Annotated in this window: 26 protein-coding genes, 1 riboswitch and 1 other annotated feature; of the genes, 3 read left to right on the top strand and 23 right to left on the bottom strand. The window is 62.4% G+C overall.

Features of this window, described 5'->3' with window-relative positions; genetic code table 11:
- The 6 genes from ACOMDU_RS00850 to ACOMDU_RS00825 are packed head-to-tail and all read right to left on the bottom strand — an operon-like array spanning nt 1 to nt 5,478.
- The gene (locus ACOMDU_RS00850) at nt 1–582 is read right to left on the bottom strand and encodes a flavodoxin family protein (RefSeq protein ID WP_421128606.1); all 582 of its coding nucleotides are present in this window, start codon (nt 580–582) and stop codon (nt 1–3) included.
- Between the two features lie 24 nt (nt 583–606).
- Nucleotides 607–1,335 carry a putative ABC transporter permease gene (locus ACOMDU_RS00845; RefSeq protein WP_421128605.1) on the bottom strand — a complete coding sequence of 243 codons (729 nt, stop codon included), beginning with the start codon at nt 1,333–1,335 and terminating at the stop codon, nt 607–609.
- Between the two features lie 6 nt (nt 1,336–1,341).
- Nucleotides 1,342–2,160 (bottom strand): formate/nitrite transporter family protein, encoded by an 819-nt coding sequence (locus ACOMDU_RS00840; RefSeq protein ID WP_421128604.1) that lies wholly within the window; start codon nt 2,158–2,160, stop codon nt 1,342–1,344.
- Entirely contained in the window at nt 2,157–3,023 is an 867-nt protein-coding gene (locus ACOMDU_RS00835; protein ID WP_421128603.1) for a bifunctional 5,10-methylenetetrahydrofolate dehydrogenase/5,10-methenyltetrahydrofolate cyclohydrolase, read from the bottom strand. The genes ACOMDU_RS00840 and ACOMDU_RS00835 overlap by 4 nt, the downstream gene beginning before the upstream one ends.
- 15 nt (nt 3,024–3,038) lie before the next feature.
- Nucleotides 3,039–3,656 (bottom strand): cyclodeaminase/cyclohydrolase family protein, encoded by a 618-nt coding sequence (locus ACOMDU_RS00830; RefSeq protein ID WP_421128602.1) that lies wholly within the window; start codon nt 3,654–3,656, stop codon nt 3,039–3,041.
- A gap of 10 nt (nt 3,657–3,666) precedes the next feature.
- A complete protein-coding gene (locus ACOMDU_RS00825; protein WP_421128601.1) occupies nt 3,667–5,478 on the bottom strand; it encodes a formate--tetrahydrofolate ligase in 1,812 nt (603 codons plus the stop codon).
- A gap of 141 nt (nt 5,479–5,619) precedes the next feature.
- A riboswitch (THF riboswitch) is annotated at nt 5,620–5,717 on the top strand.
- Between the two features lie 62 nt (nt 5,718–5,779).
- Here ACOMDU_RS00825 and ACOMDU_RS00820 point away from each other — a divergent pair.
- Both ACOMDU_RS00820 and ACOMDU_RS00815 read left to right on the top strand, forming a co-directional pair.
- Nucleotides 5,780–6,373, top strand: a complete 594-nt coding sequence (locus ACOMDU_RS00820) for a folate family ECF transporter S component (protein WP_421128600.1) — start codon at nt 5,780–5,782, stop codon at nt 6,371–6,373.
- Nucleotides 6,360–7,628 carry a bifunctional folylpolyglutamate synthase/dihydrofolate synthase gene (locus tag ACOMDU_RS00815; protein WP_421128599.1) on the top strand — a complete coding sequence of 423 codons (1,269 nt, stop codon included), beginning with the start codon at nt 6,360–6,362 and terminating at the stop codon, nt 7,626–7,628. The genes ACOMDU_RS00820 and ACOMDU_RS00815 overlap by 14 nt, the downstream gene beginning before the upstream one ends.
- A 36-nt stretch (nt 7,629–7,664) precedes the next feature.
- On the opposite strand, the gene ACOMDU_RS00810 is transcribed toward ACOMDU_RS00815, so the two are convergent.
- From ACOMDU_RS00810 to ACOMDU_RS00780, 7 genes are all read right to left on the bottom strand, one after another.
- Entirely contained in the window at nt 7,665–8,156 is a 492-nt protein-coding gene (locus ACOMDU_RS00810) for a DUF4430 domain-containing protein (RefSeq protein ID WP_022135843.1), read from the bottom strand.
- A gap of 6 nt (nt 8,157–8,162) precedes the next feature.
- Nucleotides 8,163–8,783, bottom strand: coding sequence for a thiamine diphosphokinase (locus ACOMDU_RS00805; protein ID WP_421128598.1), 621 nt, complete (start codon nt 8,781–8,783; stop codon nt 8,163–8,165).
- Nucleotides 8,784–8,841: 58 nt separating this feature from the next.
- The gene (gene cls, locus ACOMDU_RS00800) at nt 8,842–10,395 is read right to left on the bottom strand and encodes a cardiolipin synthase (RefSeq protein WP_421128597.1); all 1,554 of its coding nucleotides are present in this window, start codon (nt 10,393–10,395) and stop codon (nt 8,842–8,844) included.
- 48 nt (nt 10,396–10,443) lie between these two features.
- On the bottom strand, nt 10,444–11,895 hold the full coding sequence (locus ACOMDU_RS00795; RefSeq protein ID WP_421128596.1) for a nicotinate phosphoribosyltransferase: 1,452 nt from the start codon (nt 11,893–11,895) through the stop codon (nt 10,444–10,446).
- Between the two features lie 173 nt (nt 11,896–12,068).
- On the bottom strand, nt 12,069–12,494 hold the full coding sequence (locus tag ACOMDU_RS00790) for a CD1247 N-terminal domain-containing protein (RefSeq protein WP_421128595.1): 426 nt from the start codon (nt 12,492–12,494) through the stop codon (nt 12,069–12,071).
- Nucleotides 12,495–12,531: 37 nt separating this feature from the next.
- A complete protein-coding gene (gene efp, locus ACOMDU_RS00785; RefSeq protein WP_022135838.1) occupies nt 12,532–13,098 on the bottom strand; it encodes an elongation factor P in 567 nt (188 codons plus the stop codon).
- Between the two features lie 129 nt (nt 13,099–13,227).
- Nucleotides 13,228–13,737 carry a YqeG family HAD IIIA-type phosphatase gene (locus ACOMDU_RS00780; RefSeq protein WP_421128594.1) on the bottom strand — a complete coding sequence of 170 codons (510 nt, stop codon included), beginning with the start codon at nt 13,735–13,737 and terminating at the stop codon, nt 13,228–13,230.
- Between the two features lie 74 nt (nt 13,738–13,811).
- Here ACOMDU_RS00780 and ACOMDU_RS00775 point away from each other — a divergent pair, with 74 nt between their 5' ends.
- Nucleotides 13,812–14,537, top strand: coding sequence for a glycoside hydrolase family 18 protein (locus ACOMDU_RS00775; RefSeq protein ID WP_421128593.1), 726 nt, complete (start codon nt 13,812–13,814; stop codon nt 14,535–14,537).
- 46 nt (nt 14,538–14,583) lie between these two features.
- On the opposite strand, the gene rpsU is transcribed toward ACOMDU_RS00775, so the two are convergent.
- The 10 genes from rpsU to ACOMDU_RS00725 form a co-directional block, all read right to left on the bottom strand.
- Nucleotides 14,584–14,769 (bottom strand): 30S ribosomal protein S21, encoded by a 186-nt coding sequence (gene rpsU, locus ACOMDU_RS00770; protein ID WP_022135835.1) that lies wholly within the window; start codon nt 14,767–14,769, stop codon nt 14,584–14,586.
- A gap of 200 nt (nt 14,770–14,969) precedes the next feature.
- On the bottom strand, nt 14,970–17,396 hold the full coding sequence (gene leuS, locus ACOMDU_RS00765) for a leucine--tRNA ligase (protein WP_421128592.1): 2,427 nt from the start codon (nt 17,394–17,396) through the stop codon (nt 14,970–14,972).
- 64 nt (nt 17,397–17,460) lie between these two features.
- Nucleotides 17,461–17,687, bottom strand: a binding site (T-box leader).
- Nucleotides 17,688–17,777: 90 nt separating this feature from the next.
- Nucleotides 17,778–18,146, bottom strand: a complete 369-nt coding sequence (gene rsfS, locus ACOMDU_RS00760) for a ribosome silencing factor (RefSeq protein WP_421128591.1) — start codon at nt 18,144–18,146, stop codon at nt 17,778–17,780.
- Nucleotides 18,143–19,336, bottom strand: a complete 1,194-nt coding sequence (nadD, locus tag ACOMDU_RS00755; RefSeq protein WP_421128590.1) for a nicotinate (nicotinamide) nucleotide adenylyltransferase — start codon at nt 19,334–19,336, stop codon at nt 18,143–18,145. The genes rsfS and nadD overlap by 4 nt, the downstream gene beginning before the upstream one ends.
- Nucleotides 19,333–19,650 carry a ribosome assembly RNA-binding protein YhbY gene (yhbY, locus tag ACOMDU_RS00750; RefSeq protein ID WP_022135831.1) on the bottom strand — a complete coding sequence of 106 codons (318 nt, stop codon included), beginning with the start codon at nt 19,648–19,650 and terminating at the stop codon, nt 19,333–19,335. Before yhbY ends, nadD begins: the two co-directional genes overlap by 4 nt.
- Nucleotide 19,651: 1 nt before the next feature.
- Nucleotides 19,652–20,242, bottom strand: coding sequence for an XTP/dITP diphosphatase (locus tag ACOMDU_RS00745; RefSeq protein ID WP_022135830.1), 591 nt, complete (start codon nt 20,240–20,242; stop codon nt 19,652–19,654).
- On the bottom strand, nt 20,239–20,961 hold the full coding sequence (gene rph, locus ACOMDU_RS00740) for a ribonuclease PH (protein ID WP_421128589.1): 723 nt from the start codon (nt 20,959–20,961) through the stop codon (nt 20,239–20,241). Before rph ends, ACOMDU_RS00745 begins: the two co-directional genes overlap by 4 nt.
- Nucleotides 20,962–20,973: 12 nt before the next feature.
- The gene (ftsY, locus tag ACOMDU_RS00735) at nt 20,974–21,843 is read right to left on the bottom strand and encodes a signal recognition particle-docking protein FtsY (RefSeq protein WP_421128938.1); all 870 of its coding nucleotides are present in this window, start codon (nt 21,841–21,843) and stop codon (nt 20,974–20,976) included.
- Between the two features lie 18 nt (nt 21,844–21,861).
- Nucleotides 21,862–25,440: a chromosome segregation protein SMC gene (gene smc, locus ACOMDU_RS00730; RefSeq protein ID WP_421128588.1), complete on the bottom strand. Its 3,579-nt coding sequence runs from the start codon at nt 25,438–25,440 to the stop codon at nt 21,862–21,864.
- Between the two features lie 115 nt (nt 25,441–25,555).
- A complete protein-coding gene (locus ACOMDU_RS00725) occupies nt 25,556–26,251 on the bottom strand; it encodes a ClpP family protease (RefSeq protein WP_421128587.1) in 696 nt (231 codons plus the stop codon).
- Nucleotides 26,252–26,332: the final 81 nt, after the last annotated feature.

Here is a 26,332-nt window from a genome sequence, read left to right as displayed (position 1 = left end):
TTATGCCTGCATGAGCGACCGGGCAAAGGCGCGGGCGCGGGCTTCCTTTTCCGCGTCCATGAACGTGTGATCGTAGCCCAGGTGGCGCTCGGTCAATGCGTCTACATAGCGCATATCGGTGTGCCTGCACCAGCGGCGCATCCCCTCGATGAACAGGTCTGCGCCCTTCTCCGGCCGGTAGCCGCAGGTGGTCAGAATGGCCAGAGACTTGCCGGAGAGCAGAGACGGACCGCGGCCGCGGGGACCGTAGTACTTATTCAGCGCATAGACGAAGCGGTCCAGCGCGGCCTTCATGGGCGCGGGGCAGAACCAGGAGTGGATGGGCGCGGCCAGCAGCAGGATATCGCTGCGGAGGGCGGCATCAAATATGGCAGGCATATCATCCGCCAGAACGCAGGCAGGATGCTCCCAGTCCACCTGACAGCCGCGGCAGGCGCGGCAGGGCTCAATGTGCAGATCAAAGAGCGAAAACACCTCCGCCGTGTGGCCGGCGGCACGCCACGTCTCCAGAAAAGGCACCAGCAGGGCGCGGGTGTTGCTATGCGCCGCACGGGGACTTGCAAACAAGACAGTCATATGCATCGGGCAGTCTCCTGTAAAGCAATATCACTTGCGGCGCCTTTCCTCCCAAGTCTCCTGCGCCTCGCGCAGATGCTCCAGCAGCTCGCTGCGGGAGCGGTAGGCAAAGAGGAAGCTGTACTTCTCGCGGCGCTCCTCCTGCCGCTGGCGAATGTGGGCCTTCAGGTTCTCCACCTTGATGACCACGTCGTGCTCGTCGGCGAACTTGCGGATGCGGGACACCAGCTTGGCGGAATAGACCAGATCGATGGTAAACACGCCAAAGAAAAAGCCGATGACAAATGAGAAGGCCAGGTTGCGGGACAGCCAATCCAGCGCGTCCAGGATATAGGGATGGACGCAGAAGTAGTACACGGCGCTGACCGCCGCCCAAAGGACGGAGAAGGCCGGGCAGATCAGGCCCTGGATATTGCCCCACTGCTTGCTGTAATCCCAAAGGCGGATGTGCATGAACTTCAGGCTGACGATACCGGCGATATATTCGATAGCTGTCATGCTCAGGGCCATGCCCGCAAAGAGCAGCAGCTTCTCCCCCACCGTATCCACACCGTTTTTTTCACCGATGGAGGCCAACAGATAAAGAATACAGAGGCCCGAACCGTACAGGGGCACATAGGGCCCCACGCAGAAGCCGGGGTTGATCCACTTACGCTCCGGGTTTGCGCCGGAGAGAAACCGGCGGTACAGCAGCTCAGCCACCCATCCAAGGGTGGAGCCAATGAAGAATAAGTAAGCCAGGGTCAAAAACATATTCATGGAACGTTATCCTTTCTTGCGGAGATAGCAGTACCAGGCCGCAAGGCCCACCAGCCCGCCGCCCGCCGTGTTTCCCAGCGTGACGGGGAGCATATTCCCCAGGAAATAGTGCCCCCAGGTCAGGACGGACAGGTCCGCGCCGGCGGCCTGCGCCGCTGCGGCGCAGGCAGGCGCGGACTTACCGAACAGGGCCAGCGCACAGTAGGTCATGTCGGCGATGGAGTGGCTGAAGCCGGCCACCACAAAGAACATCACTGGCGCCCACGCGCCCAGAATACGGCCGGCGGCATCCTTGGCGGACAGGCTCGCCAGCACGGCGACCGTGACGAGAATGTTGCACAGCACGCCCATGAAGAAGGCCTTGCCGAAGGGCATGGTCATCTTCCCTACCGCCAGCTGCACGGTATAAGCGCCCAGCGCGCCGTCTCCCGCGTCCAGCCAGCCGAAGCGGGCGCAGACCCAGCTCAGGGCCAGCGCGCCGAGGAAATTGCCCAGATACACAATGCCCCAGTTACGGAGCATGGCACCCCAGGTCACACGCCTGTCCAGCAGACTGATGACCAGGAGGGTATTGCCGGTAAACAGCTCGGCACCGGTGAGCACCACGATGCCCAGGCCGAAGGCAAATAGGATGCCGGCGATGATACGGACCGCGCTGGCGTTGGTGATGGCATAGGTAGCCATATTGGTGACGCAGACCGGAAACCCGATCAGCGCTCCGGCGGCAATGCCCAAAAGCAGTAGCTTCAAAAAGGGCTGCCGGGTCTTGAGGACACCGGCGGCAGCATAGTTGGCCGCTGTCTCGGCGGGAGTAAAGACGTTCATGCGCCGCCCTCCCCTGTCAGATATTCCGCCGCGCGGACGGTATGGGCCATCAGCACCGCGGAGGTGACAGCCCCTACGCCGCCGGGCACAGGCGTGATGGCATCCACGATGGACGACACCGCCGGAAAGTCCGCGTCGCCGCAGAGGGCGGTACCGTTCCAGTTCATGGACACATCCAGCACGGTCTGGCCTGGTCGGACATGGGCGGCGGTCAGGCTGTTGACCGCACCGGCGGCGGTGATGATAATATCCGCCTGGCGGGTCAGCGCCGCCGTATCCGGTGTCTTTGTATGGCAAACGGTGACGGTGGCGTTCTCCCGCAGGAGCAGCATGGACACCGGACGGCCTACCACCGGGGAACGGCCGATGACCACAGCGTGCCTGCCGCAGGGGGCAATGCCGTAGTGGCGCAGCAGCGCCATACAGGCCTGGGCGGTGCAGGGGGCGAAACCTCTCCCCTGTCCGGTGAACACGGCGGCAGCGCTCTCGGGCGTCATACCGTCCACGTCCTTGTCCGGCGCCAGGCGGGCACAGAGATCGCTCTCCTCCCCTCGCAGATGGGGCGGCAGAGGCCGCAGCAGCAGGCAGCCGTGAACGGCAGGGTCACGGTTGACGGCGTCGATAGCTTCCGCCACCACATCGGCGGAGGCATCCGCGGGCAGGGTGCGTAGCTCCGCGGCCACACCGCAAAGCGCAGCGCGCTTCACGGCGCCGCGTATGTACGCACCGTCGGCCTCGTTATCGCCGCAGCGCAGGAGAACCAAACGGGGCTGGACACCCTTTGACAGCAGCGCCTCGGCCCGGGCACGGATATCGGCGGAGATCGCATCCGCCACAGGCTTTCCGGTCAGCAGAACGGCCATGCACGTCCCTCCTTATCAGACAAGTTGATCGCGCACCGCGCAGAAAACACGTTCGCCGTCGATCCTGCCCTGATCCAGCAGGGCGAAGCACCGGGCGTTCAGATGGTCGGCCGCCGACCGATCAGTCATAGTCTTTGTATTGACCAGCACGTTCAGGGCCGCGGCCTCCAGCGCACCGCGCAGTATGGCGGCGGCACAGCCGGCATCGGACACCGCCAGCCGGGATCCGATCTCCGCCAGACGTCCGGCGGCGGACAGGGCCGCGGCACACAGAGCCATGATCTCCAGCGGCGCGGTGCAGGCCGTCTCAGCAGCGCTTTGCAGCACCGCCGCACGGGTGGGATCCTCCCTGGGAATGGCGTAGGCGCGGCTGAGAGGCTGAAAGCCCTCCGCGTCCGCGCGGACCTGGTCCAGCAGTTTGTCATGTAAAGTGTTTGTGCTTTTCAGCAATTGCTGTATCTCGCTTTCCACGTCGGCGTACTTCTTTTTTCCGGTGGTCAGGCTGGCTACCATGCCGCACAGGGCCGCGCCGACAGCGCCGCACAGTGCGGCGGCACCGCCGCCGCCGGGCGTCGGTGCTGACGAGGCAAGCGCGGCCACAAATTCGCGGCAGGTCTTGTTGGTATCGTCCATAGCGCCCTCCTTAAAACAGACCGCGGACAGCGCCGGTGGCGGTGTCCACGTCGATGCGGCGGTAGGCCGGGTCGGAGCCGGTACCGGGCATCATAGAGATGCTGCCGGCCACGGGGCAAAGGAACCGGGCGCCGCTGTACTCCAGCACATCCCGCACCGGCAGACGCCATCCGGTAGGCACGCCCTTTCGGGCCGGGTCGTGGGACAGGGACAGGTGCGTCTTGACCATCATGGTGCAGTAGTCGGCGTACCTGGGGTCGGACTCGAACCGCACCGCCTTTTCCAGCGCCAGCGGCGACCAGTCCACCCCGTCGGCACCGTAGACCTCCCGGGCGATGCGCTCCACCCTCTCACGCAGAGGCATATCGTCCGGGTAGAGGAATTGCAGCGCCGAGGGCTCGTCGCAGGCAGCCATGACCGCGCGGGCCAGCTCTTCGGCGCCAGCACCGCCATAGCGCCAGTGATCGGACACGGCGCAGCGCAGGCCGTTCTCCGCGCAGATACGGCGCACCAACTCCAGCTCCGCGTCGGTATCGGTACAGAACTTGTTGATGCACACCACAGGGGTGACGCCGGATTTGCGGATGGTGGCCGCGTGGTGCAGCAGATTGGCGCAGCCTGCCTCCAGCAGGGCGAGATCCTCCCGTGTATACGCCTCCGGCAGGGGGCGGCCGGGCACTACCTCCGGGCCGCCGCCGTGCATCTTCAGGGCGCGGACGGTAGCCACCAGCACCGACACGTCCGGCTTCAGCCCGGACAGGCGGCACTTGACATTCCAGAACTTTTCGAAGCCGATGTCGGCGGCGAAGCCGGACTCGGTGACATGGTAATCAAACAGCTTCAGCCCCAGGCGGTCGCCGATGACCGAGGACTGGCCGATGGCGATGTTGGCAAAGGGCCCCGCGTGGACCAGCACCGGCTGATGCTCCACCGTGTAGCACAGCGTGGGGTTGATGGTGTTCCGCATCCAGGCAGTCATGGCCCCGGCCACCTCCAGGTCTTCGGTGGTAACGGGCCTTCCCTGCTTGTCATAGGCCAGCACGATGCTGCCGATGCGCCGGCGCAGGTCCTCCAGATCCCGGGCCACGGAGAGGATAGCCATCAGCTCAGAGCTGACGGCGATGTTGGCGCAGGTGTCCATGGGATAGCCGTCCATCTTCCCCTCACCAAGGCCGATACGCATTTTCCGCAGGGCCTGGCAGCAGAAATCCAGCACAAAGCTCCACTGTACGCGCTCCGGATCGATATCCAGCCGCCGCAGGCCGCGTTTGGCCAACGTCTCGTCGTCATAATTGCGCTCATGCTGCATACGGGCATTCAGGGCGGTCATAGCCAGATTGTGGGCGTTCATGATGTCGTTGATATCGCCGGTCAGGCCCAGGGAGAACTCCGTCATGGGAATGAGCAGGGCGTTCCCGCCGCCGGCGGCAGTGCCCTTTACGTTCATGGTGGGGCCGCCGGAAGGCTGGCGCAGACAGCCGCCCACGTTGGCGCCCAGACGTCCCAGTCCCTCGATCAGGCCCAAAGACGTAGTAGACTTCCCCTCGCCCAGGGGCGTTGGGGTAATGGCCGTTACCTCAATATACTTGCCGTCCGGCCGGTCCTTCAGGCGCTCCATGATCCGCAGAAAGTCCAGCTTGGGGGTCTTGCCATAGGGCAGCAGCTCCTCTGGCAGCAGACCCAGCTTCTGGCGGAACCAGTCCACCGGGGGCAGGGCCTGCTCCGCCGCCGCACCGATCTGCCAGTCCTTGTAAACAGCAGGATCAAGGACCGTGCGCCCGGCATCGTCGGTGTAGGAACCGTTTTTAAAGTCAAAAGCCATGCTGTGCCCTCCTTGCCGCATCTCGGTATGTATTCACGATCATTATACATCATCCTGTGGAATGTAGTCAACTGTCGGGTCTATATCTTGTGGGATTATTTTTCTTGCATTTCCGCGGGAATGCGTATATACTGTGAACAGTTCCGTGTAGGGATGGTGCGTTAAGTGCCGGACGGATGGGAGGCTGCCGCCGGACGAAGGTGCATCTGCGCCGCGATACCATTCCAGCTTCCACGGGGCAGTTTGTGTCGTTATCTATATGGTGATACCTCCCATCCCAAGGATAAGGAGGTATTTTTTTATGCAGAAAAAAGAACTATGCGCCGTTCCCGCACCGGTCCTCGATACCTATGCCCTGACGGTCTGCGCTCTGCTGACCGCGCTGAGCGTGGTGCTGGCCCGATTGCTGACCATCATTCCCAGCGAAGTAAGCCGCTTCTCTCTGGAGGCAGTGCCCATTCTCCTGGCCGGACTGCTGTTCGGGCCGCTGCCCGGCGCCGCGGTGGGCTTTGCCGCCGACTTTATCGGCTGCCTGTTTTCCCCCTTTGGCTACAACCCGATCTTTTGCCTGCCGCCCATTCTGTACGGCCTGTGGGCGGGGCTGGTGCGCCGGTATGTCTGGCGCAGGCCTACCCTCTGGCGGGTGGCGCTGGCGGTATTTCCTGCGGCGGTATGCGGCTCCGTGCTCTGGCAGAGCATGGCTCTGGCGCTGGTGTACGGTGGTGCAGCCAAATGGCCCTATTTCCTCACCCGGCTGGCGGCCCGCAGCGTGCAGTTCGCCATCACCGGCTGTATCGACGCGCTGCTGGTGTGGCTGCTGATGCGGCGGAACGCACTCTCCCCGGTACTGCGGCGGATAAAGACGAAGGGCGGTGACAGCCATGACGCTGGATGAGGTGCTGGCGTACATCCACAAGGTGGACTGGCGGGGCAGTGTGCCCGGGCTCAGCCGTATCGATACGCTGCTGGGCCTGCTTGGCCATCCGGAGCGGCACGTAAAGTATGTCCACGTCACCGGCACCAACGGCAAGGGCAGCACCTGCGCCATGCTGGCCTCCGTGCTGCGTGCCGCCGGATATAAAACGGGACTGTACACCTCGCCGTACATCTTCCGCTTCAATGAGCGTATGCAGATCAACGGCGCACCTATCCCCGACGATACCCTGTGCGCCTTGGTGGAGGAACTGCGCCCACTGGCTGACCGCATGGCGGATCCCCCCACGGAGTTTGAGCTGGTAACGGCCATCGGCCTGACCTGGTTTGCCCGGGAGATGTGCGATATTGTGGTATGCGAGGTAGGCATGGGCGGTGAATTCGATGCCACCAATGTGATCCCCGCGCCGGAGGCCGCCGTGCTCACCAACATCGGTCTGGACCACACCAAAGTGCTGGGGAATACGGTGGAGGCCATCGCCGCCACCAAGGCGGGCATCATCAAGCCCGGCTGTCATGCCGTCCTGTACCCCTGTGCCCCCTCCGTACAGGAGGTGGTGGCCGTGCGCTGCCGCGCGGCAGGCGTACCGCTGACTGTGGCGGACTTCGATGCCCTCTCCTCAGTCTGCGACACGCTGGAGGGGCAGATATTCAACTACGGCCCATATAAGGGCCTGCGGCTGCCCCTGCTGGGCGGCCACCAGCTGCGAAACGCCGCCGTGGCGCTGACGACCATTGATGTTCTGCGGCAGCGTGGCTGGCACATTGATGAAAGTGCCGTCCGTCAGGGCTTGGCCCAGACCGCGTGGCCGGGACGGTTTCAGGTGGTGCGGCGGCAGCCCACGATCATTCTGGACGGAGGGCACAACCCCCAGTGCATGGTCTCGCTGGCGGCGGCCATCCGGGAGTATCTGCCGGGCCAGCCGGTAACGGTGCTGACCGGTGTACTGGCGGACAAGGACTACGGAAAAATGTACGACCAGCTGGCTCCGCTGGCCGCGCGGTTTATCACTGTAACCCCCCACAATCCCCGTGCGCTGGACGCCGGAGAGCTGGCGGCCTTCCTGCGGCGATATGGCAAGCCGGTAACGGCCTGCGACACCATCCGGGAGGGTGTGTCCCGAATGCTGGCGGACACGCCGCCCGATGGCACAGCCGTCTGCTGCGGCTCCCTGTATCTGCTGGGCGATGTGGTGCAGTCACTGGAAAAGGTATAAAAAAGAGACGGCTGCGCCGTCTCTTTTTTATACCTGTCAGCCCTCGACCTTCTCCACACGGAAGGCGTAGGTCGTGCCAGCCTCCAGCGTAGTGGCGTCCACACCGGTCATGGCGTACTCGCCGTTGATGTAGAGGCCCCAGTAGGTGCCATCGGCATCGTAGTCGGCAGTCTCGCCGTTGACGGTCTTGACGTACAGGCCGTACTCGGAGTCATCGCCGGCGATAACGCCCAGCTTCAGCAGCGCCGCGCCCACCGTCTCCTCATCGGTGTTGACGGTAAAGGTGACGGTCTTGCCGTCCGCACCCTGCACCTCCACAGTGAAGGCCACGGCACCCTGACCGATGACCGCGCCGTCCGCCACCGGCAGCGTCACCTTTTCATCAGCGGCGTTGTCCTGATCGGTGATCGCGGGGTCGTTGGTCTGGTCATCAGTTTTGTTTTCCTCCTTCTGGCCGCAGGCCGCCAGGGCCAGGGTCAGCACCAGTGCCAACAACAGCGCCAGCAGCTTTTTCATGGTGTTTTTCATGTTTCGTTACTCCTTATCTGTTATCCCTATAAGCAGGCAGCCACACCGTACCGCGACGCGCACCGCCTGTCCTATAAAATGATTGCTGACCCCCAGAGGGAAATCCGCCGTCAGCACGGCGTCGGTCAGCGGATACTTGGCGTTCTCGATGGTAACGCCCTCCGCGTCTGCGCCCAGGCAGAACACGGAGAAAACGCTGTTCTGCCCTGCGGTGAGTGTGATCTCGCCCCCGTCGCAGATGGCGGTGAAGCGCTCACCGTTTCCGTACAGCCAGCCCTGCCCGCCCCGGCGGGCAATGTAGGCCAGCGTCTGCATATTGGCCACCGTGTGGTCTGTCCGGTGGCCGCCCATGCCGCCCAGGAGATGGAACTCCCTCTCACCACGGTCGAAGCCCTCCTTGACTGCCCGGATCATGTCGGTGTCATCCTTCTCCACCGGCAAGCGGAGGATGTGGTCAAACGCCGGCGCGGCGTCCAGCGAGTCGAAATCCGCCACCAGCAGCGTGGGTGTTATGCCGTTTTCCCGACAGGTATGCCAGCCGCCGTCGGCGGCGATGACCATATCGGTCCTTTGAACAGACACAGGCAGGCCGTAAAAGCTGCCCGCGCCGATGATAAAGCAGGCCATGGATAATTCCTTTCTTGGATATTCGACGCAGCCGGGGCGGAAATATACCAGACGGGGGTTACATCCACATGGCGAAGAGCCGTAATATCGTCCCTATCGCCCGCCGCCAAAACGGGCGCTCCGCCATACGCTCCGGCGTCATGGGCGCACAGTGGGCCATGGTGGTGTCCATATCCTCCAGCAGCGTCTCGATGGCGGGCGTGCCATAGAACACCTCGCCGCATTCGAAGTGCAGCTGGAAGCTGCGGTAGTCCATATTGACGGAGCCTACAAAGGCCGCCTCGCGGTCAGTCAGGACGGTTTTTCCATGGACAAGGCCAGGTGTAAAGGTATATATCTTAACATCATGCGCCATGAGCTGGTCGAAGTAGCTCTCCGCCACCAGATAGGCAAACTTGTGGTCCGGGATGCCGGGCATGATGAGGCGGACATCCACACCGCTTTCCGCGGCCAGACACAGCGCCTTGAGCATGGGCTCGTCGATAGCCAGGTAGGGTGTGGTGATATACACCTCCCGCCGGGCGCGGCCGATCATCTGGAGGAACAGATCCTCCGCTGCGTTGTTGGGGTTGTCGTCGGGGCCGTCCACCACAGTCTGGCAGAAGCCTTGCTCCAGGGGGTGGTGCAGGGGGCGATAATAGTCGTACTCATGGTACAGCTGACCGTCCATCCGCTGCCACATCTGCAGGAACTCCCGGGTCAGGCCCCAGGCGCCCTCGCCCTCCAGCCGGAGACCGCAGTCCTTCCAATAGCCGAAGCGTTCGATCAGGTTGGCGTACTCGTCGGCGATATTGGCGCCGCCGGTGTAGGCAATATCTCCATCCACGCAGGTGATCTTCCGGTGGTCGCGGTAGTTGAAGTACAGCCGGTTGACGTAGTGGTGCACGGGGTTGAATACCCTGACCTCCACCCCGGCGTCCTGCAGCGCGTCTATTTTTTCGTTGGGCATACGCATCATGCTGCCGAAATCGTCAAAGATCAGCTTGACCTCTACGCCCTGACGGCTCTTGCGGCAGAGGATATCAGACAACCGATCCCATATCTCGCCTTCGGCCATGATAAAGTACTCCAGGAAGATGAACCGCTGAGCCGTATCCAGTGTGGTGAGCATATCCTCCAGATACGCCTCGCCGGTGGGCAGATAGCGCAGCGCCGTGTTGCGGTACAGGTCAAAGCCCTTGCCGCTGAGATACGCTGCCAGCGGATACCACTGGGGCGCGGTCTGCCGCAGCTTTTCCAGATTGGTGCGGGCGAGCTCCTGCTGCGCCAGCGGCTCCTCGATGGGCACCGGCTTCTTCAGGCTCAGGCGCTTGGACGGCCGGTCGCCGTTCCACAGCAGATAGAGGATCAGCCCCACCACCGGCACGAACAGCACCAGAATGATCCAGCCCATCTTATAGCTGGTGGCCCCGGGGCGGGACCAGATACGCATGGCCACCACACCGGCCAGCAGCTGCAGCGCGGTGTAGGCCAGCGCCATGCGCTGCTTCAAAAGGTCGCTGAGGCCGACCACCAGCGCGATCTGCGCCAAAAGCAGCACCGCCACCATCACCAACCGCAGGGCGGCGGATATACGGCGCTCTGTTCTCTGCTGTACCTTCGGCTTTCTCACGGGGGCTCCTCCTCTCCTCGGCGGTTCTATTGCTGATTTTCTTTCTGATTACATCTGGGACGTGCGCAGCAGGCACTGCTGGATGTCCCACAGCTTGTCGGACAGATCCACATAGTACTTGTGGGGATAGTCGAAGCGCTTGACCTCGTCCCACAGAGTATCCACCTGCTGGGCGCAGTATGCCTTGATCTCCTCCAGCGGCGGGCAATCGTACACCCGCTTGCCGTTCTTGAAGATCGGCACCAGCAGCTCCCGGGCCTCGAAGTTATACACGGCCTTTCGCTTCCAGGTGGCCATGGGGTCAAAGATGGTCAGGCCCTTCGTGTCGTCCACCGTCTCGTCATGCACGGTGATGTAGTCCGCGATGGCCTTGCCGGTGTCGCGCCCGTACAGGCGATACACCTTCTTGAAGTGGGGAATGGTGATCTTCTCCACGTTCTCGCTGACCTTGATCTTGGGGATCACGGTGCCGTCCGGCTCCTCGATGGCCACCAGCTTGTACACGCCGCCGAACACCGGCTCGGACTTGGCGGTGATCATCCGCTCGCCTACGCCGAACAGGTCGATCTGCGCGCCCTGCAGCAGCATATCCTGAATGAGGTACTCGTCCAGCGAGTTGGACACGGAGATCTTGCACTCGGTCCAGCCGGCCTCATCCAGCATCTCCCGCGCCTTGCGGGTCAGGTACGCCAAGTCGCCGGAATCCAGACGGATGCCGCACTTGGTGATGCCCAGAGGCTTGAGCACCTCGTTGAACGCTTTGATGGCGTTGGGGATACCGGACTTCAGCGTGTTATAGGTGTCCACCAGCAGGGTCGCGTTGGTGGGATAGGTCTGGCAGTAGGTCTTGAATGCCTCGTACTCGTTGTCGAACATCTGTACCCAGGCGTGGGCCATGGTGCCGCCGGCGGGCACGCCGTACACCTCGTCAGAGATGGTGCAGGCCGTACCGGCACAGCCGCCGATATAGGCCGCCCGCGCACCGACAATGGCCGCGTCGGCCCCCTGGGCACGGCGGGAGCCGAACTCCAGCACCGTGCGGCCCTTGGCGGCCCGGACGATACGGTTGGCCTTGGTGGCGATCAGACTTTGGTGGTTGATGGTCAGCAGGGTGAACGTTTCGATCAGCTGCGCCTCGATGGCCGGTGCGCGGACCACCACCAGCGGCTCCTTGGGGAACACAGGCGTACCCTCCGGAATGGCGTAGATATCGCCGGTGAAGCGGAAGTTCCGCAGATAGTCCAGGAATTCCTCGCAGAACAGATTTCGCCCGCGGAGATAGGCGATGTCCTCCTCGGTGAAGTGCAGGTTCTCGATGTAGTCGATCAGCTGCTCCAGACCTGCCGCGATGGCGAAGCCGCCGCCATCGGGCACCTTGCGGAAGAACACGTCGAAATAGGTGATGCGCTCCTTGCAGCCGGCCTCAAAGTAGCCGTTGCCCATGGTCAGCTCATAGAAGTCACAGAGCATGGTCATGTTCAGCTTTTCCTGAGTTTTCATTCGTATACCTCAAATCGGTCTTTGCGCGTGGCGCAAAGTGTAGTATTTTTTATTATACCGCTTTTCTCCCGTTAAGGCAAGCCCCGCCGCCATTTCCCGGCATTTTTGAGCAAATGCGTAAATAGAAAGAAATATCCCCCGGCAATGCCGGGGGATATGCTTATATATGGGAATTACTCCTCGTCCTCGCCATCCTCAGCGGCGGCGGCCAAATCGCTCAGATCAAACTCCAGCTTGGCGCCGCAGTTGGGGCAGACGACCTCGCCGTCCTCCAGAACAGTCTCGTCGAAGTAGACCTCCTCCTCGCACTCGGGGCAGGTGGTCACAAAGCACTCCTCTTCCTCGTCGTCTTCGTCGTCATCCTCATCGTCGTCCAGAGCAAAGTACAGCGTCTCCTCCACATCGCTCAGGTCGTCGCTGACGGCATCCAGGCCGTCCTCCACATCGCACAGCTCGTCGTCCACTTCCGCGAACTTCTCGGCCATGTCGTCCAGCACATCGATGATGGCGGCGATCAGCTTGCCTTCCTTGCTGTCGGTGTCCAGGTTCAGGCCCTCGGCCAGACCCTTCAGATATGCTACCTTTTCAGAAATCTCCATGTTCGGCTCCTTTCTGTACGGTCGGTTGGTTGTCAAATTACTTGCAGCGGCTCAGATACTCACCGGTACGAGTGTCAATAGTGATCTTGTCGCCGATGTTGATGAACAGGGGCACCTTCACCTCGGCACCGGTCTCCACGGTGGCGGGCTTCAGGGTGTTGGTGGCGGTATTGCCGGCCAGACCGGGCTCAGTCTCGGTGACCTCCAGATCCATGAAGTTGGGGCACTCCAGGCCAAAGACGCTGCCCTTATAGCTCAGCACCTTGCACACGGTGTTCTCAGTGATGAAGCGGAACGCATCGCCCAGCAGCTCCTTGTTCAGGGGTACCATGTCAAAGGTCTCCTGATCCATGAAGTAGTACAAATCACCGTCGTTGTAGCTGTAGGCCATATCGCGGCGGTCCACAAAGGCCTCTTCAAACTTGGCGGTGGGGTTGAAGGACGTCTCGGTCACAGCACCGGTCACCACGTTACGCATCTTGGTGCGGACGAAAGCCGCGCCCTTGCCGGGCTTGACGTGCTGGAACTCCACGACCTGCATGACCTTGCCGTCCATCTCGAAGGTCTTGCCGTTTCTGAAATCACCGGCGGTAATAGTTGCCATATTGATATTCCTCCCATTGTGTATGAGGGAATATCTCCATTCCCTCTGAATAAATAATATCAGCCAAAATCGGCCTTATATATTTTACATGATAACCTGCTGTTTGGCAAGTGTTTCCGCGCAAAAAAGTCACCGTTCCGGATGTTTTTTCAAACTGGCGGCCTTCCACGGCCTCTGCAGGCCATGCAGCACCTTATTCCACGCGCCGCGCGGCCCGCCCAGCGGCTCCACCATCAGCGGCAGCACGCCAGCCCGGTTGGCACCCAGCATATCCGTCAGCAGTTTGTCGCCCAGCATGGCTGTCTCCCGCGGGGTGACGCCGCAGCGCACCATGGCCCGGCGAAAGCCCTTTACGGACGGCTTGCCCGCATGGCCCTCGTAGGTGATTCCCAGATCGCGGCAGAATCGCTCCACTCGCACGGGGCTGCGGTTGTTGGACAGGATCATGACCTCCACACCCTCCGCCCGCACATCGGAGAGCCAGCGGCGCAGGTCCGCGTCCGGCTCCGGCTGGGACTTGGGCGCCAGGGTATAGTCCAGATCGCACAGCAGCAGCCGGATGCCGTGCCGCATAAAAAACGCGGGCGTGATGCTGCGGTAGCTGTCAAACACCCGGTAGGGCGTCATGGAAATGGGCATAGGTATCCGACTCCTCTCATAAAGTACAGCAGTATTGTACCACGGACATCGTGGTCTCGCAAGGGGGTACGCCTATGCAGCTGATGATCGCCGCCGCACCGCCGCTTCGCCAGATGGCCTGCGGCACACAGCTGCCCATCGCCAACGCGGCCTACCGGATAGAAAACGGAGTGCTGTGTGCCCTGCCCATGCCGCCTGCCCTGCGGGGCGGTGCCATGCTGCTCACCGGCGCGGCGGGACCCTTCAGCCCGGAAACGGCAGCCGGCGTGGTGCAGGAGTGCCGCCGCCGGAGATACGGCACAGTGATCGTCCCCTTCCCCGCCGCAGAACTGACGGAGGCGCTGGCCCAGCCCCTGCACCGGTCCGGCATCGCCCTGTGGGTCCACGAGAAATGCGCCCACACGGCTCCCGGCGCGCGGGTACTGGTATGCACCGCCCTGTCCGGCGGGGATATCGAAAACCGGTTGTCCGCCTGCTGCCGTGCCTTCGGGCCGGACCGTATCGTGCTGGACCTCCAGCGCCTGCGGATGGACTTCCCTCTCCCCTGTCCCACTGGTGAGGGCATACCGCTGACAGATGAACAGCTAGCCGCCCTGCAAACAGGCCGCCAGATATTCTTTTCCCGGGAGCTGGGCGCCCGGTATTTCACGTACCGCCGGGGCGGCGAGACACGGTTCGTCCTGCTGGACGACGGTGACACCCTGCATAGAAAAATCGCTCTGGGAGAGCGCCTGGGCATACACCGGGGTCTGCTGACCCTGCCGGAGTGCGCCGACATACTGCGGGACCTGACAGGATAGATAAAAGAGAAGCCTGAGAACCTATGTTCTCAGGCTTCTTTGTCACTTAATAGTAACGCTTGTTGCGGTTCTTGCGCGCAGCCTCGGACTTCTTGCGGCGCTTAACGCTGGGGCTTTCGTAGCACTCTCTGCGGCGCACCTCGGCCAGGACGCCCGCCTTGGCGCAGCTTCTCTTAAAACGCTTCAGAGCGCTGTCCAGGGACTCGCCTTCCTTAACATGGACTTCGGACATTTATGTTTCCCTCCCTCCGATACACCCGGCTCGATCCTGGGTGCTCTTTAAGAGCCATTTACATGACTAACGGGTGTATTATACCGGGGATAACACAGCTTGTCAAGTCGTTTTTTTACAAAAACGGCAAAAAAGTGTGCGTCCCGGCGGTCCGCCCTCCAGAAAAAGTATCCCCCGGCTGCACCGGGGGATACAACGCTTTATTTCGCGGGCTTCACGATCAGGTTCACCAGCTTGTTCCTGACCAAAATGGTCTTGACAACACTCATGCCCTCCGTGGCCTTTTTCACCTTGTCGCTCTCCATAGCGGCGGCCACCACAGCAGCCTCGTCGCTGTCCACGGGGACGGTGACGGTACCCTTCAGCTTGCCGTTGACCTGCACGGCCATCTCCACGTGGCTGTCCACAGTCTTGGCCTCGTCGTGCTCGGGCCAATCCATCTGCATGGCCATCTTGCCGTACTTGGCGGCAAAGCCCATGTTCTCCCACATCTCCTCCACCATGTGGGGGGCAAAGGGGCTGAGCAGCAGGCAGAGCATCTCCACGTCGCCCTTGGAGCAGCCATTGGCGTAGAACTCGTTGACCATGGTCATCATGGCGGCGATAGCGGTGTTCATCTTCAGCTCGTCGATATCCTGGCTGACCTTCTTGATAGTCTTGTGGACGATGGACTCGTTCTTGGCGGAGATGGACTCCTCAGCGGTGGCGATATCCTGCAGATTGAAGCAGCGGTCCAGGAAGCGCTTGCTGCCCTTGACAGCCTCGTTGCTCCAGCTGACGGCCTTCTCGAAGTCGCCGATGAACATGATGTGCAGGCGCATGGTGTCCGCGCCGTACTGGGCTACGATGTCGTTGGGGTTGACCACGTTGCCGCGGGACTTGGACATCTTCTCGCCACCCTCGCCCAGGATCATGCCGTGGCTGGTGCGCTTGGCGTAGGGCTCCTTGGTGGGCACCACGCCGATGTCGTACAGGAACTTATGCCAGAAGCGGGAGTACAGCAGGTGCAGCGTGGTGTGCTCCATGCCGCCGTTGTACCAGTCCACGGGGGACCAGTAGTCCAACGCCTCCTTGCTGGCCAGTGCCTTGTCGTTGTGGGGATCCATATACCGCAGGAAGTACCAGCTGGAGCCGGCCCACTGGGGCATGGTGTCCGTCTCGCGCTTGGCCGGGCCGCCGCAGCAGGGGCAGGTGGTGTTGACCCAGTCGGTCATCTTGCTGAGGGGGCTCTCGCCGTCGTCGGTGGGCTCATAGCTCTCCACCTGGGGCAGCACCAGGGGCAGCTGCTCCTCCGGCAGGGCCACCCAGCCGCACTTCTCGCAGTTCACCAGGGGGATAGGCTCGCCCCAGTAGCGCTGGCGGGAGAACACCCAGTCGCGCAGCTTGTAGTTGACCTTCTCCTTGCCGAAGCCCTGCTCCACCACGTATTTCTTCATGGCGGGGATGGCCTCCTTGACGGTCAGGCCGTTCAGGAAGCCGGAGTTGACCATGACAGCGCTGTCGTCCTTGGCGACAAAGGCCTCCTTGGTCACGTCGCCGCCGGCCACCACCTCGATGATGGGGAGGCCGAACTTCTTGGCGAACTCCCAGTCGCGCTGGTCGTGGCCGGGCACGCCCATGACGATGCCGGTGCCGTAGCCCATGAGGACATAGTCGGAGACGAACATGGGCAGGGGCTTGTGGGTCACCGGGTTCATGACCTCGATACCCTCCAGCCGCACGCCGGTTTTTTCCTTGTTCAGCTCGCCGCGCTCAAAGTCGGACTTATGGGCCGCTTCCTCCTGATAGGCCGCCACAGCATCCCAGTTCTTAATGAGGGGCTGCCACTTCTTCAGCAGCGGGTGCTCGGGAGAGATGACCATATACGTGGTGCCGAACAGGGTGTCGGCACGAGTGGTATAGACCGTCACCTGGTCGCCCACATTGGTGTCGAAGGTGATCTCTGCGCCGGTGGAACGGCCGATCCAGTTGCGTTGCTGGATCTTCACGCGCTCAATATAGTCCACATCATCCAGATCGTCGATCAGCCGCTGGGCATACTCGGTGATCTTCAGCATCCACTGGCTCTTCTCCTTGCGGATGACCTCGCTGCCGCAGCGCTCGCACACGCCGTTGACCACTTCCTCGTTAGCCAGCACGCACTTGCAGCTTGTGCACCAGTTGACGGGCATGGTGGACTTGTAGGCCAAGCCGTGCTTGAACATCTGCAGGAATATCCACTGGGTCCACCTGTAGTACTTGGGGTCGGTGGTGTCCACGCAGCGGTCCCAGTCAAAGCCGTATCCCAGCATCTTCAGCTGCTTGGTGAAATTCTCGATGTTGTTCTTCGTGACGATGGCAGGATGGATGTGGTTCTTGATGGCATAGTTCTCCGTGGGCAGACCGAAAGCATCGAAGCCGATGGGGAACAATACATTATAGCCCTGCATCCGCTTTTTGCGGGTGACGATATCCATAGCCGTAAAGGGGCGGGGATGCCCCACGTGCAGGCCCTGGCCGGAGGGATAAGGAAACTCGATGAGCCCGTAGAACTTGGGTCGTTTGTCGCCGGTAATGGCGGCATAGGGCTTTGTCTTCTCCCAGTTAGCTTGCCATTTCTTCTCAATGGCCGCAAAATCGTAATTCATGCTCGCTTCTCCTTGTATGTGAATTTTGTTTTCCGCAAATAAAAATCCCCGGCTGCTTTACGCAGCCAGGGACGTTATAGACGTGTTACCACCCTGCTTCCGTCGCAGATCGCTCCGCGGCGCTCCGTGTCTTTCTTACGAGAGACGACGCTGTAACGGCGCGTACCCGTCCCGCCCTGTTCAGGCGGAAAGCTCCGGGACCAGTACAACAGAGCGTCCCCGCCGGCTCGCACCATACGCCGGCTCTCTTCGGGTGGATGATCTCCGTCTTTTTCCCTTCATCGCTTCTGACAATATCGAAGTCTATTTTAGCGCATTTTTGCCGAATGTCAACCCCGTTTTCCGGGAAAAACACCTGTACGCGCCACTCAGCGCGGAAACTCAGTCGTGCTCCTCCACAATGCCGCTGATGTCCACGCTCTTGCCGTCCTGCCACAGACGTTCCAGACCGTAGAAGGCCCGAGCCTCTTGATTGAACACATGGATGGCGATGCAGCCGTAGTCCAGCAGGACCCACGTGCCGCCGCGATAGCCCTCCCGGTGCAGGGGCTGCTCACCGGCCTCCTCTGCCAGTACCTTTTCCACATTGTCCACCAGTGCGTTGATCTGGGTATTGCTGGCACCGGTGGCCAGAACGAAATAGTCCGCCAGCGTGGTTAGCTCGGCGATCTCCATCACGCGGATCTCCTTGCCCTTCTTATCGGACAGGGCACGGGCGGCCAGCAGCGCCAGTTCTTTCGGTGTTTTCATGATATCCCTCTTTTCATCAGATAGTCCCGCGCGTCGCGGGTCATGTGGTGGACGGGGTTACCCATCTCCTCCATCTCATCAATGGTCATGGTCAGACCCATGAGCAGGCCCCGGTCCAGATCCTCGTATACCGTCCTTCGCAGCGCCTCCACCCCTGGAAAGTCCCGGGTGGGCTCGATATAATCCGCCAGATAGATGATCTTCTCCAGCAGCGTCATATCCGGCTTACCGGTGGTGTGGTACATGATCGCGTTATACACATCGTCGTCCACGGCAAACACATCCCGTGCGATGGCCGCGCCGGTCTTACTGTGCAGCAGCTTCAGCGCCTTCTGCTCCAGCTCATCCAGCGGGATGCCATAGTGTCTGCACAGCGCCAGCTGCTCGTCCATATCCAGCTTCTTGGTGCAGTCGTGCAGCAGCGCGGCGATGCGCGCCTTTGTCACGTCCGCGCCGTAACGCTCCGCCAGGCGCACCGCCTCCTGTTCCGTGCCCAGCACATGGGGCATACGCTTGGGCTTAAGATAACTCAGCGCGATGGGCAGCAGCTTCTCCGGGGTCAGGTGCGTCAGGTCCGTATGGGTACCGTACAGACGCTCCCGCTGGATATAGCCCCACACCGGCGGCGGCAGCAGGTCCTCTCCCCCGCCCTGTGCCAGCGCGGTGCGGACCTCGGTGGAGGAAAGCTCCACCACCTGCGGATTGGGCACCACGGTCACCTGCGCGCCGAACTCCCGTTCCAGGCGCACGCTCTGCGCGGCAAAGGCGGCGGACTCATCCTCCGCCTCCCGGCTGAAGGGCGCGATGTGGGCCATGGCCATGATCGCCTCCGGCCTGCGCCAGTTGTGCAGGCTCAGAAACATATCCGACCCCATCAGCAAATACAGCGTGTCATCCGGATACTGCTCCCGCAGCGCCGCCAGCGTGTCCGCGGTATAGCTGACGCCGCTGCGGCGCAGCTCCATGTCACTGACCTCCGCCCGCTTCCCCAGCGCCGCTGTGGCCAGCACCGCCATGTCGTACCGCTGCCGCGGCGCGGCGCCGCCCTCCGGCAGCACCTTGTGGGGCGGCTGCGCGTCCGGGACCAGCACCAGCTTGTCCAGCCCCAGGACCTCCATGGCGGCCTTGGCCGCCGTCACATGGCCGATATGGGGCGGATCAAAGGTGCCGCCGTAAATACCGATGTTCATACGCTTCTCTTCGCCTTGACCAATTCGATCTTCCGCTTGCTCTTGTCGTGCTGCATCCGGTAGAGCACGAACTTGCTGCCGATGACCTGCACCACCTCGCAGCGGGCAGCCACCGCCAGTTCCTCCGCCGCCTCACGGGCGGTCAGCAGCGAGTTCTCCAGCACCCGGCCCTTGATGAGCTCCCGGGCCTCCAGCGCGTCGTTGACCTGCTTGATCAGATTGTCGCCGATGCCGTCCTTGCCCACATGGACGATGGTGTCCAGATTGGTGGCCAGGGACCGCAGCTGTGCGCGTTGCTTGCTTGTCAGTTCCATATCATTGCTTCTCCAAATACGTTTTCAGTTCCGCGGCAAAGGCCCGCAGGGCACTGCCCCGGTGGGAAATGGCGTTCTTCTCCTCCGCCGTCAGCTGGGCGAAGGTCTTTCGCAGGGACGGCACGAAGAACACAGGATCGTACCCGAACCCGCCGTCGCCCATAGGCGCAAAGGCAATGGTCCCGGCGCAGTCCCCCTCCGCCGTCAGCGTGTCCCCGTTGGGGAAGGCGCAGACGATGGCCGTGTGGAAATGCGCCGCCCGGTTCGTGGCGCCGCGCATATTGCTCAGCAGCAGCCGGCAGCGCTCCGGGTCGCTGTCCAGCCCGCCGTACCGGGCGGAATACACCCCCGGCGCGCCCTGAAGCCAGTCCACGCACAGTCCCGAGTCATCCGCGATAGCCGGCAGGCCGCTGGCCGCCATGATGGCGTTGGCCTTCAGCGCTGCGTTCTCCGCGAAGGTGGTCCCCGTCTCCTCCACGTCGACGTCCACGCCCACGTCGGAGGGCATGACCACCTCCACGCCCAGCTCGCCCAGAATGGCCTGCATCTCGGCCAGCTTTCCCTTGTTGTGGGATGCCAGTACAAATCTCATAGTATCTCTCCCAGTATCTCCTTCTGCTTCGCCAGCAGCTCGCCGCACCCCTTGGCGCACAGCGCCACCAGTGCCTGCTGCTCGGCCACGGTAAAGGGCCGGCCCTCACCTGTGCCCTGTATCTCGATCAGCTGTCCCTGCTCCGTCATCATGCAGTTCAGGTCCACCTGCGCCCGGCTGTCCTCGCTGTACTGCAGATCCAGCAGGGGTGTGTCATCCACAATGCCCGCCGACACACCGGTGACATAGTGCAGCAGCGGCAGTCTCTCGATCACGCCGTCGGTCACCAGCTTTTTGCAGGCCAGCGCCAGCGCCGCGAACCCGCCGGTCACGGATGCCGTCCGCGTCCCGCCGTCGCCCTGCAATACGTCGCAGTCCACGGTGATGGTCCGGGGCCCCAGGGCTGCCATATCCACCGCCGCACGCAGGCTGCGGCCGATGAGCCGCTGTATCTCCGCACTGCGGCCGGACAGCTTCAGCTTGTCCACATCCCGGCGGCTGCGCTCCCGGTTGGCCCGGGGCAGCATGGAATACTCCGCCGTCACCCAGCCGCAGCCCTCCGCCACATGGGGCGGCGTCTTCTCCTCCACCGAGGCGTTGCACAGCACCACCGTCTCGCCGCAGCGGATCAGCACGCTGCCCTCGGCGAATTTCGTAAAGCCGGGTGTCATCTCCACCGGGCGCAGCTGGTCAAATGCCCGTCCGTCTGCTCTCGTCATGGTGTGCCCTCCTTATATCATGTCCTGCACGAAGGCGGTCGGGTCAAAGGGCTTCAGGTCGTCGATGCCCTCGCCCACACCCACGAACTTTACCGGCACACCCAGCTCCTGGGCGATGGCGATGACGATGCCGCCCTTGGCGGTACCATCCAGCTTCGTCAGGATAATACCCGTCAACCCTGCCGTCTCCTTGAAGGTCCGTGCCTGGATCAGTCCGTTCTGCCCGGTGGTGGCGTCCAGCACCAGCAGCGTCTCGCAGCTGGAATTGGGGCACTCCCGGTCGATGATCTTCCGCAGCTTGGCCAGCTCGTTCATCAGGTTCTGTTTGTTGTGCAGCCGTCCGGCGGTGTCGCACAGCACCACGTCCACGCTCCGTGCCTTGGCCGCCTGCAAAGCATCAAACAGTACCGCGCCGGGATCCGCGCCCTCATGCTGCCGCACGATATCCACACCGGCGCGGCCCGCCCAGATCTCCAGCTGGTCGGCGGCCGCCGCACGGAACGTATCGCCGGCGCACAGCAGGACCTTTTTGCCCTGGTCCTTCAGCTGCTTGGCCAGCTTGCCGATGGATGTGGTCTTGCCCACGCCGTTGACGCCGATGACCAGCACCACGGCGGGCTTGCCCTCCAGCACCAACGCGCTGTCACCCACCTCCAGCTTGCTCTTCAGAATGTCCCGCAGGGCGTCCTTTACCTCGTCCATCCGGCCGATAAAGCGTTCCTTCACCCGCTTCCGCAGCTGGGCCACGGTATCAGCGGCGGTGTCAGCACCCACATCGGCCAGGATCAGCGCTTCCTCCAGTCCGTCGTAGAACTCGTCGTTCAGGTCGTCGAAGGTGGGGACGGCGGTGAACGCCTCCTTCAGTATTTGAAATAAGCCCATTGCCATAACAAGCCCTCCTTATTTGATATGCAGCTCCTTGGCCATATCGTTGAGATTGATGGTCAGTATCCGGCTGACGCCCTTTTCCTGCATGGTCACGCCATACAGCACGTCCGCCTCCTCCATGGTGCCCCGCCGGTGGGTAATGACGATAAACTGCGTCTTTCCGGCGATCCGCCGCATATACCGGGCGTAGCGCACCACATTGGCCTCGTCCAGCGCCGCCTCGATCTCGTCCATCACGCAGAACGGCGTGGGATGTACTTTCAGAATGGCGAAGTACAGCGCGATGGCCACAAATGCCTTCTCACCGCCGGACAGCAGCGTGATGGTCTTCAGCTGCTTGCCAGGGGGCTGTACCTTGATCTCGATGCCGCAGTTGAGGATATCGCTCTCGTCCTCCAGCTCCAGCCGCGCCTTGCCGCCGCCGAACAGCTCCAAAAACGTCTCCTGGAAGCTCTCGTTCAGCAGCTGGAACTGCTCGGCAAAAATGCTGGTCATCTGCTGGGTGATCTGGTCGATAATGCCCAGCAGCTCCTCCTTGGCCTGCTCCACATCGCTGCGCTGTTCGGACAGGTAGGTATATCGGGTGTTCACCCGGTCGAACTCCTCGATGGCGCCGATGTTGGGCGTACCCAGCGCCTTGATCTCCCGGTTCAGTTCGGCAATGCGCCGCGTGGCCTTGGGTACGCTCTCCAGCTCGATGCGCTGCTCCATGGCGTCGCTGTGGCTCAGTTCGTAGCGCTCCCACAGCTTCTCCAGGATCTGGCTCTCCTCCATGCCGCTGTTTTCCAGCTTCTGCTGTAGTTTGTTGTACGCCTGCATGGTCTGCAAAAGCGTATCGTTGCAGGCGCGGCTGTCACGGCTATGCTGGTCACGCTGCTGCTCCAGCGCCAGTTTGGCCTGGGCCAGATCCTCCAGCCGCTGCCGCAGCTGTATCACACGGGCGTTCTTCTCCTCCAGCGCCGCCTGATGGCCCGCCATATCGGCCAGCGCCTTCTCGTTGGCCTGCCGGTATTCCTGCACCCGCCGGTCGCGCTCAGCGCGGTCGGATACCATATCCGCCTGCAAGCCCCGCAGGTCCTCCACGCTCCGCAGAACGCTGTCCTTCTCCGCGCTCAGTGCCGCCTGATCGGCCTTCTTGTCGCTGACGGCCTGTGCCAGCCGGTTGGTCTGCTCCGTCAGATCGGTCTGGCCGGCCAGCTTGTCCCGCATCTCCTGCCGCAGCGCGGCCGCGCGGTCCTCTGCCGCAGTGATGTCCGCCTGTATCCCGGCCATGCGCCCGCGGCCGTCCGTCTCCCGGCGGTCCAGGCCGGACAACTCCTGCTCCATAGTCTCGCAGCTCAGGCGCAGGCTCTCCAGCAGGAGGTCATAGTGGTCCTGCCGGCCCTGTAGGGTCAGCACCTCGTCCGCCGCCTTGCGCTGCTGGTCCTTGGCCACCTGCAATTCATACTCAGCCTTCTGTAGCTCCCTCTGGGCCGCCTCGGCCTGCTGCGCGGCCTCGTTCAGCTTACCGTGCAGGGCACCCTGTGCCGCCTTCAGCCGTTCCAACTCATTGGCCCGGGACAGCACGCCGGAGGATCGGCTGGCGGAGCCGCCGGTCATGGAGCCGCCCCGGTTGATGATCTGTCCGTCCAGCGTCACGATGCGGAAGGCATTGCGGAACTTACGCGCCATGGCGATACCGCTGTCCAGGTCCTCCACTACCACCGTCCGGCCCAGCAGATTTTTAAAAATATGGTCGTATCGCGCGTCGTACCGCACCAGACGGCTGGCGATGCCTACAAAACCATACTCTCCCGCAGCGTTCTCCCGCAGCTCGTCGCCCCGGATGGCCGTCAGCGGCAGGAAGGTAGCGCGGCCGCCGTCCCGCTGCTTCAGGAACTGGATGGCCGCCTTGGCGTCCTCCTCCCGTTCCACCACAATGTTCTGCAGTGCCGCGCCCAGCGCCGTCTCCAGCGCCACGGCATAGGCCTGCTCTGTGGTCATCAGTCCGGCCACCGGCCCGTGAATGCCCCGCAGTGTGTTCTTCTCCGCTGCCTGCATCACGGTCTTTACCGCTTTGTTGAAGCCCTCATACTCCTTCTCCATCTCCGTCAGCAGACGGATGCGGTCCTCCTGGGCGTTCACCTGCCGGGTCAGCTCCTGTTTTGCGTCCTGGGTGCTCTGCGCCTTCTGGCGGCGGCTGTCCATTCGCAGGCTGTGACCCTGAATGATATTCTCCGCCGCCTGGGCCTCCTCCCTGGCATCGTTCAGCGCCCGGCGATTGGTCTTTGCGTCCTTTTCGCTCTCCTCCAGCTTACGCTGTGCCTCGGACAGCTCCTGCCGTACCGTAATCCGCCGCTGTCCGGCCTCGTCCAGGCCCGCCTGCAGGGCGGACAGCGCGGCGCGCCCGTCTGCGGCCTCGGCCACAGCAATGGCCTCCTGCGCCCGCAGGGCCTCGGCCTCGTCCGCCGCGCCCTTTGCGCTGTCAGCCAGCGCCTGCGCCCGAGAGAGCAGCTCACTCAGCGCCGTCTCCAATACCGCCGCGTCGCGGTCGATGTCCGCGATACGCGCCAGCTGTCCGTCGATCTGTCCCTGTAAATTCTCTCGCCGCTGGTCTGTGCTGGTCAGTTCCTGTTCCAGCCGGCGCAGAGACTCGTTGTTGTGCTCCACAGAGGTCTGCAGCACCGCGATGGCCGCAGACTCCTCGCCGGCGGCGGACTCCGCCTCGGTCACCTGACCGCGCAGCGCATCAGCCGCCACGTCGTTCTGCCGCATCTCCTCGGTAAAACGCTCTCCCTGGGCGTAGGCCTCGTCCAGCGCCGCCTGGGCCTGGTCACAGGCCTCCTTGGCCTGAGCCGTATCGCTCTCCAGCTTCAGCTTGGCAGTCCGCAGGTTTTGCAGCTGCTCCAGCCACACGGAGATCTCCAGCACCCGCAGCTCATCCCGCAGCACCAGATACTTCTTCGCCGTCTCCGCCTGCGCCCGCAGCGGCTCCACCTGCAATTCCAGCTCGGCGATCTTGTCGTTGATACGCACCAGGTTTTCCTCGGTGCGCTCCAGCTTACGCTCGGACTCCTCCTTGCGGTGCCGGTATTTGCTGATACCGGCGGCCTCCTCGAAGATCTCCCGGCGCTCGCCGCTTTTCACGGACAGTATCTCGTCGATCTTGCCCTGTCCGATAATGGAATAGCCCTCCCGGCCCATACCGGTGTCCATGAACAGCTCGTTCACGTCCTTCAGCCGCACGGACTGCTTATTGATATAGTACTCCGACTCACCGCTGCGGTAATACCGCCGTGTCACGGCCACCTCTGCCTCCTCCCGGGTAGGGAAGATATGCTCGGTGTTGTCGATGACCAGCGTCACCTGGGCAAAACCCATCTGGTTCCGCTTCTCCGTACCGCCGAAGATCACGTCCTCCATCTTGGCGCCGCGGAGCTGGCGGCTGTTCTGCTCGCCCATGACCCAGCGTATGGCGTCGGAGATGTTGGACTTGCCGGACCCGTTTGGTCCCACGATGGCGGTGATGTCCTCGCCGAAATTCAATACCGTCTTGTCGGGGAAGCTCTTGAACCCCTGTATCTCAAGTGCTTTTAAGTACAACTGCGTCACCTCTTATACTTTGGCATACCTTAACTAAGATAGTATACTATGGAAGTCCCCGTTTTTCAAGAAAAACCGCGCGCCGGCATGAAAAAAGCGGAGAGCCCCCGCCCTCCGCCAATGTCTATCCATGCCGCCGTTCGATCTGTCCGTACAGTGCCTCCAGCGCGTCGCCCAGTGTACCGATCCGGTCGATGATACCCTCTGCCACCGCCTGCTCGCCGTACAGCACCGTCCCCACGTCATTGGCCATGTCGCCGCTGGAGAGCATCAGCTCCCGGAACCGTTCCGCGGTCACGCGGCTGTTAGCCGCCACGAACTGAATGATGCGCTCCTGGAGGCGTTCAAAATACCTGTACGTCTCCGGCGCGGCAATGACCGTCCCGGACATCCGCACCGGGTGCACCGTCATGGACGCCGTGGGCGCGATGAACGTCTCCTTTCCGCACACCGCCAGCGGTACGCCGATGGAGTGCCCGCCGCCCAGCACCAGCGTCACCACCGGCTTCGTCATGCCCGCTGCCAGCTCCGCGATGGCCAGTCCCGCCTCGATGTCGCCGCCCACGGTGTTCAGAAGCAGCAGCACCCCGTCCACCTGTTCGTTCTGCTCCAGCGCCGCCAGCAGCGGCAGTACGTGCTCATACTTTGTACTCTTCAGATTGTCCGGCAGCAGCGTGTGTCCCTCCACCTGCCCCACGATGGTCAGGCAGTGCACCGTCCCCCGGCTGTTTTTCACCACAGTGCTGCCCATATCAATGATCGGCTGTACCGGCACCGCCGCTTTTTCCTCGTTCTTTTCCCGGTTTTCGTCGTTGCTCATATCCGCGCCTCCTTTTTGCCGTAGCTTGCGCGGATACCGCCTCTTTCATGCAAAAAGAGCGCCTTCCGGCGCTCTTTTTCG

Origin of the sequence: Vescimonas sanitatis (assembly GCF_049060325.1) — a bacterium.
GTDB lineage: Bacteria > Bacillota > Clostridia > Oscillospirales > Oscillospiraceae > Vescimonas > Vescimonas sanitatis.
The sequence above is the reverse complement of the archived record's forward strand: the minus strand, read 5'-3'. Positions and strand labels throughout refer to the sequence as shown.

Excerpts from the sequence above, each read along its gene's own strand:
- ACOMDU_RS00850 (WP_421128606.1), bottom strand. The coding sequence starts at position 582 with ATGCATATGACTGTCTTGTTTGCAAGTCCCCGTGCGGCGCATAGCAAC.
- ACOMDU_RS00845 (WP_421128605.1), bottom strand. The coding sequence starts at position 1,335 with ATGAATATGTTTTTGACCCTGGCTTACTTATTCTTCATTGGCTCCACC.
- ACOMDU_RS00840 (WP_421128604.1), bottom strand. The coding sequence starts at position 2,160 with ATGAACGTCTTTACTCCCGCCGAGACAGCGGCCAACTATGCTGCCGCC.
- ACOMDU_RS00835 (WP_421128603.1), bottom strand. The coding sequence starts at position 3,023 with ATGGCCGTTCTGCTGACCGGAAAGCCTGTGGCGGATGCGATCTCCGCC.
- ACOMDU_RS00830 (WP_421128602.1), bottom strand. The coding sequence starts at position 3,656 with ATGGACGATACCAACAAGACCTGCCGCGAATTTGTGGCCGCGCTTGCC.
- ACOMDU_RS00825 (WP_421128601.1), bottom strand. The coding sequence starts at position 5,478 with ATGGCTTTTGACTTTAAAAACGGTTCCTACACCGACGATGCCGGGCGC.
- ACOMDU_RS00820 (WP_421128600.1), top strand. The coding sequence starts at position 5,780 with ATGCAGAAAAAAGAACTATGCGCCGTTCCCGCACCGGTCCTCGATACC.
- ACOMDU_RS00815 (WP_421128599.1), top strand. The coding sequence starts at position 6,360 with ATGACGCTGGATGAGGTGCTGGCGTACATCCACAAGGTGGACTGGCGG.
- ACOMDU_RS00810 (WP_022135843.1), bottom strand. The coding sequence starts at position 8,156 with ATGAAAAACACCATGAAAAAGCTGCTGGCGCTGTTGTTGGCACTGGTG.
- ACOMDU_RS00805 (WP_421128598.1), bottom strand. The coding sequence starts at position 8,783 with ATGGCCTGCTTTATCATCGGCGCGGGCAGCTTTTACGGCCTGCCTGTG.
- ACOMDU_RS00795 (WP_421128596.1), bottom strand. The coding sequence starts at position 11,895 with ATGAAAACTCAGGAAAAGCTGAACATGACCATGCTCTGTGACTTCTAT.
- ACOMDU_RS00790 (WP_421128595.1), bottom strand. The coding sequence starts at position 12,494 with ATGGAGATTTCTGAAAAGGTAGCATATCTGAAGGGTCTGGCCGAGGGC.
- efp (WP_022135838.1), bottom strand. The coding sequence starts at position 13,098 with ATGGCAACTATTACCGCCGGTGATTTCAGAAACGGCAAGACCTTCGAG.
- ACOMDU_RS00780 (WP_421128594.1), bottom strand. The coding sequence starts at position 13,737 with ATGCCCATTTCCATGACGCCCTACCGGGTGTTTGACAGCTACCGCAGC.
- ACOMDU_RS00775 (WP_421128593.1), top strand. The coding sequence starts at position 13,812 with ATGCAGCTGATGATCGCCGCCGCACCGCCGCTTCGCCAGATGGCCTGC.
- rpsU (WP_022135835.1), bottom strand. The coding sequence starts at position 14,769 with ATGTCCGAAGTCCATGTTAAGGAAGGCGAGTCCCTGGACAGCGCTCTG.
- leuS (WP_421128592.1), bottom strand. The coding sequence starts at position 17,396 with ATGAATTACGATTTTGCGGCCATTGAGAAGAAATGGCAAGCTAACTGG.
- rsfS (WP_421128591.1), bottom strand. The coding sequence starts at position 18,146 with ATGAAAACACCGAAAGAACTGGCGCTGCTGGCCGCCCGTGCCCTGTCC.
- nadD (WP_421128590.1), bottom strand. The coding sequence starts at position 19,336 with ATGAACATCGGTATTTACGGCGGCACCTTTGATCCGCCCCATATCGGC.
- yhbY (WP_022135831.1), bottom strand. The coding sequence starts at position 19,650 with ATGGAACTGACAAGCAAGCAACGCGCACAGCTGCGGTCCCTGGCCACC.
- ACOMDU_RS00745 (WP_022135830.1), bottom strand. The coding sequence starts at position 20,242 with ATGAGATTTGTACTGGCATCCCACAACAAGGGAAAGCTGGCCGAGATG.
- rph (WP_421128589.1), bottom strand. The coding sequence starts at position 20,961 with ATGACGAGAGCAGACGGACGGGCATTTGACCAGCTGCGCCCGGTGGAG.
- ftsY (WP_421128938.1), bottom strand. The coding sequence starts at position 21,843 with ATGGGCTTATTTCAAATACTGAAGGAGGCGTTCACCGCCGTCCCCACC.
- ACOMDU_RS00725 (WP_421128587.1), bottom strand. The coding sequence starts at position 26,251 with ATGAGCAACGACGAAAACCGGGAAAAGAACGAGGAAAAAGCGGCGGTG.